The sequence below is a fragment of the Ignavibacteriales bacterium genome (genome assembly GCA_016709155.1).
Lineage (GTDB): Bacteria > Bacteroidota > Ignavibacteria > Ignavibacteriales > Ignavibacteriaceae > JADJEI01.
The window spans coordinates 192,671-208,079 of the sequence record JADJEI010000013.1 but is presented as its reverse complement, the minus strand read 5'-3'; the positions used below and the strand labels follow the sequence as shown (position 1 = coordinate 208,079).

Below are 15,409 nucleotides of genomic sequence, written 5' to 3'. Positions count from 1 at the left end.
TTATTCCACCTCTTTAATTATCCTTTGTCAGTTCAAAATATTATTTTTGATAAGCAAGGAATAGAAATTAATCAGTCATTCATATTTTATTCCTCATTAATCACTTCTTAAAAGGAATGCACATGAAAAAAATGAAAGCACTCGTAAAAAAATATGCTAAACCTGGAATCTGGATGGATGAAGTTCCCGTCCCGGATTACGGACCAAATGATGTACTAATAAAAATTCATAAAACTGCAATCTGCGGAACTGACATTCATATTTATAATTGGGATGAGTGGGCACAAAAAACTATTCCTGTTCCAATGCATGTCGGTCACGAGTATGTTGGAACGATTGAAGCATTTGGCTCAAATGTTCACGACGTAAGGGTTGGAGACTTAGTCAGCGGTGAAGGACATATTGTTTGCGGAACTTGCAGAAACTGCCGCGCCGGTCGCGGGCATCTTTGTCCAAATACAAAGGGTGTGGGAGTTAATCGTCCCGGCTGCTTCGCCGAATATCTTGTTATTCCTGTTCAAAACATCTGGCATTGCGATCCAAAAATTTCCACAGACATTTTATCTGTTTTCGATCCTTTTGGAAATGCTGTTCACACGGCTTTAAGTTATGATTTACTCGGTGAGGATGTTCTTATTACAGGGGCAGGACCAATAGGAATAATGGCTGCTGCAGTAGCAATTCATGCGGGCGCACGCAACACTGTAATTACAGATATGAACCCCTACCGTTTGGAACTTGCACGAAAAATGGGAGTTACCCGCGCAGTGGATGTGTCAAAAGAAAAATTGTCAGACATCGTTAAAGAACTTGGAATGAAAGAAGGCTTTGATGTTGGATTAGAGATGTCCGGCAGCATTCGTGCGTTTAATGATATGATTGATGTAATGTTTCATGGTGCAAACATCGCGCTGCTTGGAATTCTTCCTTCAAACGGTGCAGTTGATTGGACAAAAATTATTTTTAATGGTCTGAATATTCGCGGTATATATGGAAGAAAAATGTTCGAGACCTGGTATAAGATGCAAGCAATGGTACAAAGCGGATTAGATATTACTCAAATCATTACTCACAGATTCAAGATTGATGATTACCAGGAAGGATTTGAGATAATGAAATCGGGTAATTCTGGTAAAGTTATTCTTGAATGGTAAACTGAATACTTGATACAGGACTTTAATCCTAAATTCTCTATGATGAAGTAGAATAACCGATACCTGATTCATGATACCAGGTATAATGTAATTGAAATTGTAAACAATATATGTTATTGAGTGACTATTATGAGTTATAAAAACTTTGAAGTTTGAAAACTGGCAAGTGAATTATCTATTGAAATTCACAAGGCGATAATAACATTGCCTAAGTTTGAAATGTATTAAGTAGGCACTCAAATAAGCATATTTTCAAAATGAATTAGATATTGAATGGTTAAGGGTTATGGTAGAAAAAATATAAAAACCATTTATGCTAAACATTTTGAGGATCTAGATTCCTTGTCAGTTAAATAATTCTTTTACTACACAATACCTAAAAACTTACCATAATTTTCGGTAGTAATAATTTCTGATTCTTTAGTGCCATAAGCCTTTAAAAAGGTTAACGGGATTTTCTTTTTCTTATTTACATTCCACGAAAACTCATAGGCAAATAAATCATTTTCAATTTCTTCAATGTAATCAATCTCCTGCTGCTGTGAAGTCCTCCAGAAATATGTCTTCGCATCAATGTTTAAGTAAGAATTCATTTTAAGTTTTTCGGATACTAAAAAATTCTCCCACAAAGTTCCTTTATCATTTCTTGAAGCAAGTGAATTAAAATTTGACACCAAAGCATTCCGAATTCCGGTATCATAAAAATATACTTTTCGCATCTTTGTAATTTCAGTTCTGATATTCCGACTGAATGGATGTAACCGGAAAATCACGAAAGCTTTTTCTAAAATATCGAGATATTTATTAATAGTATCTTTATCTATGCCAACTGTTCCTGCAAGTTCATTGTAAGAAACTTCGCTGCCAATTTGTGCAGCAAGCGCAAGTAAAAGTTTATCCAGTACTTCCGGTTTACGAATGCCCTGATAACTTAAAACATCTTTAAATAGATAGCTTCTTGTAAGATCCTTAAGCAGATTTTTCTTTTCGTTTGGATTGAGAACAACATCCGGATACATACCATATAGTATTCGGTCCTCTAAAAGTCTATTTGTTTCAAGCCACCCAAATTCATTACTCAGTTCTCTCATTGATAATGGATAAAGAGTGTATTCAAATTTTCTTCCGGTTAACGGCTCGTTGATTTGATTTGATAAATCGAATGATGACGATCCTGTTGCAATTACCTGAACATCCTTCAATTCATCCACAAAAAGTTTTAACGTGATGCCAATATTTTTTACTCTCTGTGCTTCGTCAATCAATACAAGTTTTTTCTGTCCAATAATATTTTTAAGTTTTGTTGAGGTTGCATCAGTTAATAACTTCCTAATATCCGGCTCGTCACAGTTGAGATAAATTTCCTGGTCAGAATATTTTCTTCCAATCTCTTTTATAAGAGTAGTTTTACCGACCTGTCTTGCACCATAAATTACAATGAGTTTTCCCTTGAACATTCTGGATTCAATGGAATCTTGAATTTCTCTCTTTATCATAGGTTTTTATTTATTTTTGGTTCAAACATAAGATTTTTCGATTATAATCGCAAATTCTTATAGTATTTTTCGATTACGATCGCTTATTGTTATGAATTTGCTAAACGATATGAATCAAGGCAGGAAGAGAACTGAATTATACTCTATAAATAATTATCTGGTATCAGGGACCTGCCTGTCGGTAGGCAAGGTTTGTAATCATCCTTAATATATCCAGCATCCAGCAACAACCAACTAGTATCCAGAATACCGTATTTGGTTCTGCGGTACATAGCATCACTTATGAATTGTTATTAAAAACTATTGGCAGCTTTACTACACACAACGTTCCGTGAAGCAGGTTTAAAAGTATTGAAATTGGGGGAGATGTGAAATTGGAATTGATCAAAAAATCAGAGATGATTTCAATCAACTCTGATCTAAAAAGTTGATTTGATTTCTCACATCCCGTACTTATCAATAATCTCCTGCTTAGTCTTTCCGGGAATATCATACTTCGTTCCTACTTTAATAAAAGAAGCGAGTGCTTTTTCAAGATGATGTCTTTCGTGAGCAGCGGATAACTGCGTGCTTATTCTCGCCTGCCCTTTCGGGACTACCGAGAAGAAGAAACCGACAGCATAAATTCCTTCAGCATAAAGATCCTTTGCAACATCCTGCGAAAGCTTTGCATTGAAAAGCATAACGGGAACAGTAGCAGTTTCACCTTCTTTAATAATAGAGCCGGCATCGGTTAAACCTGTTCTCTAAACTTTATATCTATACATATCAAATATTTTATTCTTAATTTTAAGAAACAAATTGAAAATCAAAATAAAATTCAGGTATCCGGGATATAGTATCCAGAGTCCTGCATCAAACATCCAGATTCAAAAAATTGAGGAATCATTATGAATGAACACATAAAACAACATTACGCAAACATTCTAATCAACATCGAAAAAGAAGGGCTCTTTAAAAAAGAAAGAATAATTACCACCCCCCAAAGCGCGCACATTGCAGTTACAACCGGACAGAAAGTTCTTAATATGTGTGCAAATAATTATTTAGGATTAGCTGATAATCCTGAAATAATTCAAGCCGCTAAAGACAGCTTTGATAAATGGGGATTTGGAATGTCTTCTGTTAGATTTATTTGCGGTACTCAGGAAATCCACAAAGAACTTGAAAAGAAAATATCTGAATTCCTGGGAACGGAAGACACAATACTTTATACATCCTGCTTTGATGCAAACGGCGGATTATTTGAAACTTTGCTCGGTGAAGAAGATGCAATCGTAAGCGATGAATTAAATCACGCAAGCATAATTGATGGAATAAGATTGTGCAAAGCTCAGCGCTATCGTTATAAAAATTGTGATATGAATGACCTTGAAGAAAAACTCAAAGAAGCAAAAGCGAATAATGCAAAAAATATTCTAGTTTCAACCGATGGTGTTTTTTCGATGGATGGATTTATCGCACCCTTAAATAATATTTGCGATCTTGCGGAAAAATTCGGCGCAATGGTCATGGTTGACGATTCTCACGCAGTTGGATTTATGGGTAAACACGGCAAAGGAACTCACGAACACAACAATGTTATGGGAAGGGTAGATATTATTACAGGGACGTTAGGCAAAGCACTTGGCGGTGCAAGCGGCGGTTATACTTCCGCGAGAAAAGAAATTGTTGGTCTGCTTCGACAGCGCTCGCGTCCATATTTATTTTCAAACACTGTTGCCCCAAATATTGTTGCGGCTTCAATAAAAGTTTTAGAAATGTTATCTTCAACAACTCACCTGCGTGATAAACTCGAAGACAACACAAAATATTTTAGAGAAAAAATAAAAGCTGCCGGTTTCAACATAAAGGATGGTGTTCATCCAATCGTACCAATTATGCTTGGCGATGCAGTTCTTGCTCAAACAATGGCAACAAAAATGTTAGAGAAAGGTGTTTACGTTATTGGATTTTTTTTCCCGGTGGTTCCAAAAGGTACGGCAAGAATTCGTGTGCAAATCTCTGCGGCGCATTCAAAAGAAGATTTAGACTTTGCTGTTGAAAAATTTTCTGAAGTGAAGAAAGAAATGAGCATTTAAAAACAATAGAACGCAGATTTCGCCGATTAAGCAGATTTACTCTGATCAGTGTTAATCAGGGAAATCTTAGAAATCTGAGTTCTAATCCTATTTTGGACAATGATAAAATTAGAAATCGTAAAAGGTGATATAACAAAACTAAAGATGGATGCAATTGTAAATGCAGCAAACTCCTCTTTACTTGGTGGGGGCGGAGTGGATGGTGCAATTCATCGTGCTGCCGGACCGACATTACTTGAAGAATGCAGAAAATTAAACGGCTGCGAAACAGGTGAGGCTAAAATTACAAATGGTTATAATCTTCCCGCAAAATTTGTGATTCATACTGTTGGTCCTGTTTGGAATGGCGGCGAATATAATGAAGATAATCTGCTTGAAAGCTGTTATAAGAATTCTTTAAAACTGGCTGTCGAAAATAAAATTAAAACAATCGCATTCCCGGCAATTTCAACCGGCATTTACAGCTTTCCTCTCGAGCGGGCAACTCAAATTGCAATCAAGATCGTAAAGGAATTTATCAGCACCAAGCCAGGCATTACAAAAGTTATATTTGTTTGTTTTGATACTAAAACTGAATCGGTTTACAAAAAATATTTACTTTAAATTTACAAAACACTTTCGGTAATTTTACTCAGTCTTATGAGCATAACTACTTTTCGAAAAAATAATTTTAAATAAAACATATCAGCCAGTGATGGTTACATCTAATTTTTAAACCTTCCAATCAAATCAAATGATTCCGAAACATTTTTTTTCCATCGCATTATTTTTAATCAGTACTTTAAACATTAATTTATTCGCACAAGTTGTTAAAGATCCGATTGCATTAATCAGCGAAGAGATCATTAGTTCAAAAGAATTCAAAAACAGATTTGAACTGATGCCCCATCCTATGCCGGGCGAAACTAATCCTGATTCCATAAAAATTAATTTTCTTTACACACTTATAGCTGAAAAACTTTGGGCTACGCAGGCAAAAGAACTCGGTTTGGAAAATATGGACTATATTAAGTTTAGTCTTAATTCGTTGAAAAAACTTTTTGTACGTGACGCTTTATTTAACCTTGAAGTTAAAAATAAATTTACTGTCTCTGAAGAAGACTTAAACGACGGATTACAAAAAAGTTTAACGATTTTGAACATGGATGTAATCAGTACTTATGATTCTTCTAAAGTGTTTCAATTATTTAATTCTATCATGCTGCCTGATATTTTTGACTCGTTAATTGTAAAACACGATAGCACTTACCAAACCAATAATGTCAAAATATATTTTGGTGATCTAAAAGATGAAGAGATAGAAAATCAACTTTATAATTTGCACATTAATGAAATCTCCCCACCTATTCATTACGAAGATGGATGGTTTATTTTCAAGTTGATTGAAAAAGTCCCGCAAAGTTTAAATGAGCAGCAGCAACTTGAGTTGACAAATAATGTAAAGAAAATTATAAATGAAAGAAGAAGCATGAATAAAGGAAATGCTTATCTTCAAAAATTACTTTCAGGAGTAAAAATAAACGCCAACAATGATCTTGGAAAATCCCTTTCTGAAAAAATAATTTTAAGAATCAACGAAAATGCAAAATTTCTGTCAGCTAATGATTCTTCAAAAATTTATTTGTCCGAAACTGATATTTACCAAATAATGGATGAGTTTGGTGCAGATACACTAACAATGGATTTTTTACTATTTGATAAAAATCCTGTGAGCTTGAAAGAGTTTTTATACGATTTGATCCAAACAGGTTTTTCTGTTCGATCAAGTGACAGAAACCAAATACTGCGTGCTCTTTCCTCAACAGTTAAGTATATGATTAGACAGGAATTAATTACTCGTGAAGGATACCGATTGGGCCTTCATAATCTTCCTGAAGTAAACGAAGACATGAAAATCTGGGAAGACACCTACCTTTCGCAGGCTCTTCGTAATCGTTTTCTCGATTCAATCGAAGTGAGCGATGATGAAGTATATCAATTCTATATGAACCGAAATGGTGCGCAATCAAATCTTCAATTAAAAATTGTTGAAATTCTTTGTAAGGATTTAAGAACGATTGAAACTGTTCTAACAGAAATGCAAAGTGGAAAATCATTCGAAGAGCTTGCTGCTAAATTTACTGAACGAGAATTAACCAAAAATGCTAATGGTGAATTTGATTGGTTTTATTCAAATCAATACGGAGATATTGGAAAGAATGCTGCTACTATGGAGGTGGGAGAGATTTTTGGTCCCATCTTTACACCGGAAGGATACTCATTGTTTAAATTGATCGGGAAAAAGAAAATAGAAAAATTACCCGACGAAACATTTGAACAATTAAAACCCCAATTAAAAATTGATGCTAAAGCAAATAAGCTAAGTGAAAAGTTTGATTCTTACACCTCATTGCTTGCAAAAAAATATGGAGTTACTATTTATTCTTCAGCTTTAAATAATTTAGCTACAACACAGTTGAATATGTTCACATACCGGTATATTGGTTTCGGCGGAGCTATTAGTGCATTCCCCTACCTTTCTTCCTGGTATAACTGGGCGAAAAAATCTGGAAAAAACATTCAACTTTTACCCTAGCAGCCCGGAATACTTTTTTCTAATATTAGTCTATTACAAAGCATTACGTAAATGATTTCTTGTTAATTTTCTTCAACAAAAAATCTCTACTCAATTTAAGGAGAAAAAGTATGGCAAGATTAGTGATTCTTGGTGCGGGAATAGCCGGACAAACTGCGGCACTTCAAGCTAAGACACGACTTTCATCCAAACATGAAGTTGTGGTGATTTCACCTAACAGCAAATGGAACTGGATTCCCTCAAACATCTGGGTGGGGGTCGGTGCTATGAGACCAGAGCAAGTAACATTCGAGTTGGCGCCGGTTTACAAAAAAACGGGGATATACTTTCATCAGGCTCGCGCCGTTAGTATTCATCCTGACGGAGACCAATCAACTTCAAACCCCTTCGTTACAATCGAGTACACAAATGAGAGTAGAAAAGGTGAAACAGAAAAAATCAGCTATGATTATCTAATTAATTCTACCGGTCCAAAATTAAATTTTGCCGCTACAAAAGGTCTTGGACCAGAATTTAACAGCCTATCTGTTTGTACTTATGATCATGCAGCAAAAACTTTTAGCGCATTAAATGAATTAATTCAACGAATGAAGAAAGGCGAGAAAAAAACTTTATTGATTGGAGTCGGACACGGCAACTGCACTTGTCAGGGTGCTGCGTTCGAGTATATTTTTAATGTTGAATATCTGCTTCGTAAGAACAAAGTACGCGATAAAGCAAATTTAGTTTGGTTATCCAATGAAAAAGAACTTGGTGATTTTGGAATCGGAGGAATGCACATTAAACGGGGTGGTTATGTTACTCATTCCAGAATATTCACTGAATCACTTTACACCGAAAGAGGAATAAGCTGGATAACACAGGCACACGTGAAAGAAGCTGCACCGGGTGAAGTATTTTACGAAACTCTTGACGGTGCTGAACATTCTATAAAAAATGATTTTGCAATGCTTCTTCCTCCATTCTCCGGTGTGGGGCTAAAATCATTTAACAAACAAGGAGAGGAAATAACTAAAGATCTTTTTGCAGCAAATAGTTTTATGCTTGTAGATGCTGATTATTCAAAGAAGAATTATTCAGATTGGAAATCGTCTGATTGGCCAAGCATTTATCAGAATCCGAAGTATAAAAATATCTTTGTCGCCGGAATTGCATTTGCGCCTCCGCATGCTATTTCAAAGCCAATGCAAAGCCCGAATGGCACATCTATATTCCCCACCCCTCCCAGAACCGGGATGCCGTCGGGGGTTATGGCAAGACAAATTGCATTAAATATTACTGATATGATGGAAGGCAAAGCGGATAGACCTACCAGACATGCGTCAATGGCTAAAATGGGGGCAGCTTGCATAGCTTCTGCAGGTGCAAATTTTTTCAAGGGTACTGCTGTTTCTATGACTATGTATCCCATTATTCCGGATTTTGAAACTTATCCCGATACTGGCCGTCAATTAAAATATACTACTGGTGAAATTGGTTTAGCGGGGCATTGGATAAAACATTTTTTACACCATGCTTTTATTTATAAAGCCAAAGCAAAACCATTTTGGAGAATTATTCCCGAATAAAAAATTGGAGAGATTATGAACGAAAGAAAACCTTATGAGCAAAGTTATTATCCGCCTGTTCCAACAGGATTTACAAAATTTATGAGAACAAATCTGATTTATCAGTTTTTCAGATTTATTATAATAAATATTAAAATGCTAAGGATGGTAAGAAAACATTAATTTATTTTTCTGCCGGGTGTTTATCTATTTATAAATTCTTGGAACACGAGTATTTATATTTGTAAGAATTTCGTACGGAATTGTTCCAGCGAGTTTTGCTAAATCTGCTGCAGATATTTTTTCCTTTTCACTTTCGCCTAAAAGAATTACTTCATCACCATTGAAGGCGCTGTCACTTTCAATATTAACGACAATCTGATCCATTGAAACAGTTCCTATCACGGGGTATTTTTTGCCGCGGATAATTACTTCGGATTTATTTGACAAACTGCGGAAGTATCCATCGCCATAGCCAACAGGTACAGTCACTGCTCTTATTTGATGATCGCTTTTCCACGTTGAGCCGTAACCTACTGGATCCCCGGCACGAATTACTTTAAAATAAACTATTCTTGATTTCCAAACTAAAGCAGGTTTGACTGAAATATTCTTTTTAATTTTTTCTGATGGATAAATGCCGTAAAGTAAAATTCCCGGTCGTACCAGGTCAAAATTAGCTTCAGGCATTTGGACTATTGCCGCTGAATTAGAGATATGTTTTAAAGGAATGTTCATAGAATATTTTTGAAGATAATTTAGCACAGAATGAAATCTTTCAAGCTGTAGCTTCGTTTCGCTTACATCACCTGAATCAGCATTTGCGAAGTGAGAATAAATACCTTCGATAAAAATATTTTTAAACTTGTGTGCAGCTTCAATAAATTTCTCCGAAGAGTAATAGTGAACACCAATACGCTCCATCCCGGTATCAATTTTAAGATGCACTTTTGCTTTTAATTTCATCTTTGCTGCCGTATCATCTATCTGATTTAATTTATCTATTGACGAAGCAGTAATAGTCAATTTATGTTTTAAGAACAGCGGAATTTGATTACCCCAAATTCCACCAAGTACAAGTATGGGGACATTGATTCCATTTAATCGAAGCAGCATCCCCTCCTCAACAACTGCAACACCAAGATAATCAGCATTTAATTGTTGATACAATTGAGCTGTGCGAATTAGTCCGTGCCCATAAGCATTAGCTTTTAAAATCGGCATAATTTTAGTTCGCCCAATATAGGATTTAATATTGATAAAATTATTTTTGAGAATATTCAAATCCACTTCGACAACTGTTGGGCGGATTACCTCATCTAAACTTATTGTTGGATAATTAACTGCTTTATTCATTTACGCTAATATTATTTTATAATAAGACTTAACTAACTCTAAATTCACATTTTAATCCAACGCTGGATTACTTTCGAAAAAGATTGCTTCTAGATCCAATTATTCATTCATTTCCGCTGTAACAATTACCTCCTCCTTGAAAAATATAATATTTGAAAGGACAAGAATTAAAAAAGTTTTATACCTCTCCAAACCTTTTCGATCAGCAGTTAAAGAATAACTTTCTGAAACAATCATTTTAAAAATCGGAATCAAATTTAATATCTCATTGATTTCATTTGCGTGTTCTGACTTTTGCCGGCTATAGTATTTAGAAATATATTTATTAGCAAACGGGGCAATTATAAAATACCAAATTATTGTGATTCCAAATGAACGAAGCAGAATAATTATTATAGTTAGATATAATGAGTTTTCAGGCTCATTAAAATATGAATAAACCGCCGTTGCAGCTAAAATTAAGATTAAAATAGCACCTGTTGATTTCCTCCACCAAAATTTTTTTCCGCCTGGATTTTTTATCAGCAGTTGCGCTTTTAATAATTGTTTTGAAATCTTTTTTGATAACATGTACTTCAGAAATATTTTTTAATAAGCTTACCGAAAAAAATCCACTCAGTAAACCAACGATAAAATGAACCGCTAAATAAATACTGATAATCATTTGTGAGAATGAAAAATCAGATTGCGCATTAATGGTGATAGGAAATTCAGTCAATACATATTTGAAGAACGAATCAATTGCAGTCCACAAGCTGAATCCAAATAATAAAGTAAGTACTAATATTTCTTGGGTTGCTGAAAGCAAAGCAGTTATCACAGCAAAGAAAACAGTAGTGATGGTAAAATATTTTTTTGAAGCAAATAGGATTTCACCAATCAAGCCTTGCAGTAAAACAGCGAAATGAGCATTGATTGGAGAATGCGGGCTTACAACAACTTTTACAAGAATAACTATTAGTGTGGCTTTTAGAATCTCCCCCCTCTTAAACCCGTAACGAGCTATTCCCGAAATTATCAGAACAGCAGCGCTGCTGACAATTAATCCTGTAAATGGAAGTTTAAAGGCATGAAGAAATCCCCCCAAAGCAGACTCACTAAATGCCCAAAGAGCGGTGAGTCTTTGCTGAAGTAATTTTGTATCAATGCTTGATTGATTTTTTTCGAAATGCAATTAAACTGCAATCATAATTATTTGTACCCCCGAGAGGAATCGAACCTCCGACCAAAAGTTTAGGAAACTTCTGCTCTTTCCACTGAGCTATGGGGGCAGTCTTATTTTTCTCTTTTCAACTCCGACCAATCCCAGTGGGACTGCTCTTTCCACTGAGCTACGGGGGCAGTTATATTTTTTTTTCATCTCCGACTGACCCCGCTTTGGTGGGGATGCACTATCCACTGAACTGATCCAGAGATTTAGAATCTAAAATTAACTAATCTAAAATACTCACAATTGATTTTACAGAAAAGAAAAAGGCTGCCTTTCGACAGCCTTACTTAAAAATATTCTAAAAATATTAATTACATATTGAACCAATAAGTGAATTTTACCATGAAAATATTATCTGGACGCGCCGATCCAAGTCGATCAATTGAGCTGCCAAAATTAAGGTCACCAGTGTTTTCAAAATGTGTTCGCGTTTGCGTCCACACAAAATATAACACAGACCCTGGCAGATACTCCCACCTTAATACCGCATTTCCGCGAAGAGATTTAAAATTAAAATCAGGATTGCCGATATAAATTTCTGTTGCAGGTCCATTTCCATCTGCATCAACGATATAATTATCTTCATCGAAAGTCGAATTGCCCTCGCCATAAACAAGGTAGTCATAACTCTTAGGAGTTAACAACTCTTTAAATTTAGAATAATCACCCGATGAAATTAAAGGCTGGACATAAAGCTGTAAACTTAATTGTGGTGTGAAAGTCCAGTTCAATCTTATCCCTGCTGAAATGGTTGACTGATTTAGTTCAGCAAATACATATCGTTTGTCAAAGGTAGAGACAGCAGTTGGATCATCGAAAGCACCTATCCATTGAGTATTAGTAAATGACTGATCAAAACCAGGTTCAAATGAAAATGAGAGATTTGAAAGAGGTCGCCAGGTGATACTGAGGCTGGTACTATAATCATCTTCGTCCGCTGATAAATATGTGCCGTAATTCAATTCAAGAATTAATTTATTGCGATTATCAGTTCCTAAACTAAGATTAGCCGAGTAGGCTTCGTGATTTAATGTCAAAGGACCGCCGCGAGTTCTTCTATTATTAATCGAGGGGGCATAGTATGCAAGATTCCAATTTGCGTAGTAATAATTTAATAGTTGGACATAACCGAAGTGAAATAAACCTTCACCAGTTTTATTTCCTCCGAAATCATAATTCCTGAAATAAGCTCCGCCTAATTCAGCAAAGCGATAAAGTTCAGTTGGCTCAGTCCAGGAATATCCCCCGCCAATATGAGCATTAAGTACATCGGAGCGGAATAAAAACCCGACATCATTTACCTCAAACTTGGGTGTGATAAAACCAAAAGCAGAGTTAAAAAAGAAATTCCCCTTTTGTTTATTCAAATAAAATCTGCCAGCATAGCCTGTTAAAGATGTTGCTGAAGAATCAACTCCAAGATAATCAGCATCGGGCCGCTGAAAATAGTGAGTAGAATTTCTTTGAAGATTAGTCATACGATCTATAGAACCGGATACATTACTTAGCCCCATCCATCCGGTAAATACCCATGCTTTAGATTCATCAAGAAATGTCCATCCATCCACACCGCCGGTGAATGCATTTTTGTTCAAATCACTGTTTAAATTTTGATTCTGAAATGAACGTGTGGTTAGGGTTGAAATAAACCCCAACCCCTGCTTACCCTGATCAAATTCATTTTGCGCCCGAAATATTCCGTAATATGTAAGCGGTTCAATTTCTTCTTCAGATTGAAATCCATTTAAACTGATATCAGCATATTCTCTTTGCGTCAGTGCGTTAAGAACACCAATATTCCAGCTATCATTGATCTTTCCATTCAATTTTACAGCGCCAAGAATGTGAGTACCTTCAGGAACATCGACATAGTCTGCAGAGGAAATTCTTCCCTGCGGCGGACGACCAATTCTTCGGCTGTAAAAGAAGTCAGGTCCTCCCCAATTAAATCCCCAATAATTACTTGCCCCACCCACTCCGAAATCAAAAATCGAAGACCCTTCAATAAAGAACGGTCTCTTTTCAGAAAAAAAGGTTTCGACATCGCTCAGATTTATTACCGCTGGATCAATTTCTACTTGCCCGAAATCGGGATTCACAGTTGCATTCAAAGTCAAATTGGAACCGAGTGTGGTTTTAAGATCAACACCAAAGCCGGGGGTATAAATCGAACCATCATTAAATGGATCTCCCGGCTGATGCTGCAAATACTCTGCTCTACCGGTTACATAAGGAAGGATTTCTAATTTGCCGGGTGGATTAATATTTTGGAGTCCGTATAGTTCAGCAAATCTCGATACAAAACCATTTTCATTTTTAGGGACATAGATTAAATAATCCCGCTCATTTTTCCTTGCAATGTCCCGTTTAAAATTTATACCCCATCGTGCATCAATAATAGAATTAAATTTTAACTGAGAGAAAGGTATCTTCATTTCTGCAGTCCAACCCTCATTATCAATTACTGCCTTAGCTTCCCACACCCCATCCCAACTATCATCATCCCAATTATCGTTATAAAGAACTCCATCAGAAATTGAACCGGCAGCATTAATTGTAAAATAGAATCCACTTCGCTTGTCGTTATAGGGGTCAAGAAAAAGAGAAAATCTATCGGAGCTAACATACTCATCCCGGCGGGTTAAAGTTTGAATTATTGAATCGGGGAATGAATCAAACATCCGAACGCCAATGTAAATTGCATTTTCATCATAGGCGACATAAACGACTGTCTTCTCGGTTGGATTTGCGCCCTCGATTGGATCTCTTTGTTTAAAATCAGAAATACTATTAGAGTTTTGCCAGACATTTTCTAAAAGCATTCCGTCAATTTCAATAAGTTCATTCAAGCGAATAGCTTCAATACTTATCTTTGGAGCTATCAGAGTGTCATCTCCACCAGCAAATAAATTGAATGAAAGAAGCAATACTAAAAGTAAAATATGTTTAATCATATAAATCCTTAAAATTTTTTCTGTCGCTCATAAGAAAACACGCGTATAGTAATAAATCAATTTTCTAAAATCTTTTAGGTTAATCTAATTCTAATGTTAGGAAGACATAATTAGTTTTAGATAAGCGGTGATAATAATTGATAAGGCAGATAATTTTAATATTATAGTTGCAAAAGTGAGGCTGATTTTACAAAATTATCCTTTGGAAGAAATATACTGAAAAATATTTCTCCCACTTTGCTACGGAATAGCTTTTACAAATTTATTAAGAGATCAGCAACTGAATTGAGGTGGTAGGTGGGTTTGATTAAAGGAGTTCCATTAGCAAAAAATTTTACGCCTGTGTCAACAAGTGCAGTGTCAATTTCAAAATTAAATCCAATTGTGATATCGGTTTCCAGTCTATCGCCAATTAAAAGAATTTTAGAAGGAGCAGTGTTTAATCTTGAAGTCACTTCATCAAACATAAATTGCGAGGGTTTGCCAAAATTCATTTCAAGTTTTCTGTGCGTACGTTTTTCAAGTGCGGAAATAGTAGCACCTGCATCCAAAACTTCACCGCCATCCACTGGGCAGGTATCATCAATATTTGCGGCGTAGAATCTTGCACCCGCCTCTAAAGCACGGGCTGCTATTTCAAGCTTTTCATAGTTTAATGTGCGGTCAAGCGTGACTAAAAGTAAATCAATTTTATCCGGATTGTCCACAAATTTTAATCCTGCTGATTCAATCTCTTTGATAAATATTTTCTCACCGATGGCGTAGAATGATTTCGAAGCATGATTTTCAGTTAAGAATTTTTATAAGACCACAGTGGCATTTACTATCTCATCTTTAGTTGTATTAATTCCGTAATTATTTAATATCGAGAAATAATCATCAACATTTCCTGTAGTTTTGTTTGAAATAAAAATCACCTTTTTCCCCAACGCTTTAATAGAATTTACAGCCTTATCTGCATCGGGTATTAAGGAACTGCCGCGGTAGATGGTTCCATCAAGATCAAAAATAAAAGCGTCGTATTTATTAATCATAG

General features: G+C 35.6%; 13 protein-coding genes and 1 tRNA gene. 6 read left to right on the top strand and 8 right to left on the bottom strand.

The window, feature by feature from the left end; translation table 11 throughout:
- The first annotated feature begins 131 nt into the window (after window positions 1–131).
- Window positions 132–1,154 carry an L-threonine 3-dehydrogenase gene (gene tdh / locus IPH11_14055; protein ID MBK6914709.1) on the top strand — a complete coding sequence of 341 codons (1,023 nt, stop codon included), beginning with the start codon at window positions 132–134 and terminating at the stop codon, window positions 1,152–1,154.
- A 365-nt stretch (window positions 1,155–1,519) separates the two neighbouring features.
- On the opposite strand, the gene IPH11_14050 is transcribed toward tdh, so the two are convergent.
- Window positions 1,520–2,650 (bottom strand): ATP-binding protein, encoded by a 1,131-nt coding sequence (locus IPH11_14050; GenBank protein MBK6914708.1) that lies wholly within the window; start codon window positions 2,648–2,650, stop codon window positions 1,520–1,522.
- Between the two features lie 440 nt (window positions 2,651–3,090).
- Window positions 3,091–3,333 carry a hypothetical protein gene (locus IPH11_14045; protein ID MBK6914707.1) on the bottom strand — a complete coding sequence of 81 codons (243 nt, stop codon included), beginning with the start codon at window positions 3,331–3,333 and terminating at the stop codon, window positions 3,091–3,093.
- A 207-nt stretch (window positions 3,334–3,540) separates the two neighbouring features.
- Here IPH11_14045 and kbl point away from each other — a divergent pair, with 207 nt between their 5' ends.
- The 5 genes from kbl (at window position 3,541) to IPH11_14020 (ending at window position 9,036) form a co-directional block, all read left to right on the top strand.
- Window positions 3,541–4,731: a glycine C-acetyltransferase gene (gene kbl, locus IPH11_14040; GenBank protein ID MBK6914706.1), complete on the top strand. Its 1,191-nt coding sequence runs from the start codon at window positions 3,541–3,543 to the stop codon at window positions 4,729–4,731.
- A gap of 99 nt (window positions 4,732–4,830) precedes the next feature.
- On the top strand, window positions 4,831–5,334 hold the full coding sequence (locus IPH11_14035; GenBank protein ID MBK6914705.1) for an O-acetyl-ADP-ribose deacetylase: 504 nt from the start codon (window positions 4,831–4,833) through the stop codon (window positions 5,332–5,334).
- 130 nt (window positions 5,335–5,464) lie between these two features.
- Window positions 5,465–7,306, top strand: a complete 1,842-nt coding sequence (locus IPH11_14030; GenBank protein ID MBK6914704.1) for a peptidylprolyl isomerase — start codon at window positions 5,465–5,467, stop codon at window positions 7,304–7,306.
- A gap of 110 nt (window positions 7,307–7,416) precedes the next feature.
- Window positions 7,417–8,874, top strand: coding sequence for an FAD-dependent oxidoreductase (locus IPH11_14025; protein ID MBK6914703.1), 1,458 nt, complete (start codon window positions 7,417–7,419; stop codon window positions 8,872–8,874).
- A 15-nt stretch (window positions 8,875–8,889) separates the two neighbouring features.
- On the top strand, window positions 8,890–9,036 hold the full coding sequence (locus tag IPH11_14020; GenBank protein ID MBK6914702.1) for a hypothetical protein: 147 nt from the start codon (window positions 8,890–8,892) through the stop codon (window positions 9,034–9,036).
- A 24-nt stretch (window positions 9,037–9,060) separates the two neighbouring features.
- On the opposite strand, the gene alr is transcribed toward IPH11_14020, so the two are convergent.
- The 6 genes from alr to IPH11_13990 form a co-directional block, all read right to left on the bottom strand.
- Entirely contained in the window at window positions 9,061–10,209 is a 1,149-nt protein-coding gene (gene alr, locus IPH11_14015; protein MBK6914701.1) for an alanine racemase, read from the bottom strand.
- Window positions 10,210–10,633: 424 nt separating this feature from the next.
- Window positions 10,634–11,383: a hypothetical protein gene (locus IPH11_14010; protein ID MBK6914700.1), complete on the bottom strand. Its 750-nt coding sequence runs from the start codon at window positions 11,381–11,383 to the stop codon at window positions 10,634–10,636.
- 24 nt (window positions 11,384–11,407) lie between these two features.
- Window positions 11,408–11,480, bottom strand: a tRNA-Arg gene (locus IPH11_14005).
- Window positions 11,481–11,730: 250 nt separating this feature from the next.
- Entirely contained in the window at window positions 11,731–14,373 is a 2,643-nt protein-coding gene (locus IPH11_14000) for a carbohydrate binding family 9 domain-containing protein (protein MBK6914699.1), read from the bottom strand.
- Window positions 14,374–14,627: 254 nt separating this feature from the next.
- Window positions 14,628–15,080, bottom strand: a complete 453-nt coding sequence (locus IPH11_13995) for an HAD hydrolase-like protein (GenBank protein MBK6914698.1) — start codon at window positions 15,078–15,080, stop codon at window positions 14,628–14,630.
- A 93-nt stretch (window positions 15,081–15,173) separates the two neighbouring features.
- Window positions 15,174–15,407 carry a hypothetical protein gene (locus tag IPH11_13990; GenBank protein ID MBK6914697.1) on the bottom strand — a complete coding sequence of 78 codons (234 nt, stop codon included), beginning with the start codon at window positions 15,405–15,407 and terminating at the stop codon, window positions 15,174–15,176.
- Window positions 15,408–15,409 lie beyond the last annotated feature (2 nt).

What these genes read in the sequence shown, in the direction of transcription:
- IPH11_14020 (MBK6914702.1), top strand. Translation starts at nt 8,890, where the DNA reads ATGAACGAAAGAAAACCTTATGAGCAAAGTTATTATCCGCCTGTTCCA.
- IPH11_14030 (MBK6914704.1), top strand. Translation starts at nt 5,465, where the DNA reads ATGATTCCGAAACATTTTTTTTCCATCGCATTATTTTTAATCAGTACT.
- IPH11_14050 (MBK6914708.1), bottom strand. Translation starts at nt 2,650, where the DNA reads ATGATAAAGAGAGAAATTCAAGATTCCATTGAATCCAGAATGTTCAAG.
- IPH11_13990 (MBK6914697.1), bottom strand. Translation starts at nt 15,407, where the DNA reads ATGATTAATAAATACGACGCTTTTATTTTTGATCTTGATGGAACCATC.
- IPH11_14000 (MBK6914699.1), bottom strand. Translation starts at nt 14,373, where the DNA reads ATGATTAAACATATTTTACTTTTAGTATTGCTTCTTTCATTCAATTTA.
- tdh (MBK6914709.1), top strand. Translation starts at nt 132, where the DNA reads ATGAAAGCACTCGTAAAAAAATATGCTAAACCTGGAATCTGGATGGAT.
- alr (MBK6914701.1), bottom strand. Translation starts at nt 10,209, where the DNA reads ATGAATAAAGCAGTTAATTATCCAACAATAAGTTTAGATGAGGTAATC.
- kbl (MBK6914706.1), top strand. Translation starts at nt 3,541, where the DNA reads ATGAATGAACACATAAAACAACATTACGCAAACATTCTAATCAACATC.
- IPH11_14035 (MBK6914705.1), top strand. Translation starts at nt 4,831, where the DNA reads ATGATAAAATTAGAAATCGTAAAAGGTGATATAACAAAACTAAAGATG.
- IPH11_14025 (MBK6914703.1), top strand. Translation starts at nt 7,417, where the DNA reads ATGGCAAGATTAGTGATTCTTGGTGCGGGAATAGCCGGACAAACTGCG.
- IPH11_14045 (MBK6914707.1), bottom strand. Translation starts at nt 3,333, where the DNA reads ATGCTTTTCAATGCAAAGCTTTCGCAGGATGTTGCAAAGGATCTTTAT.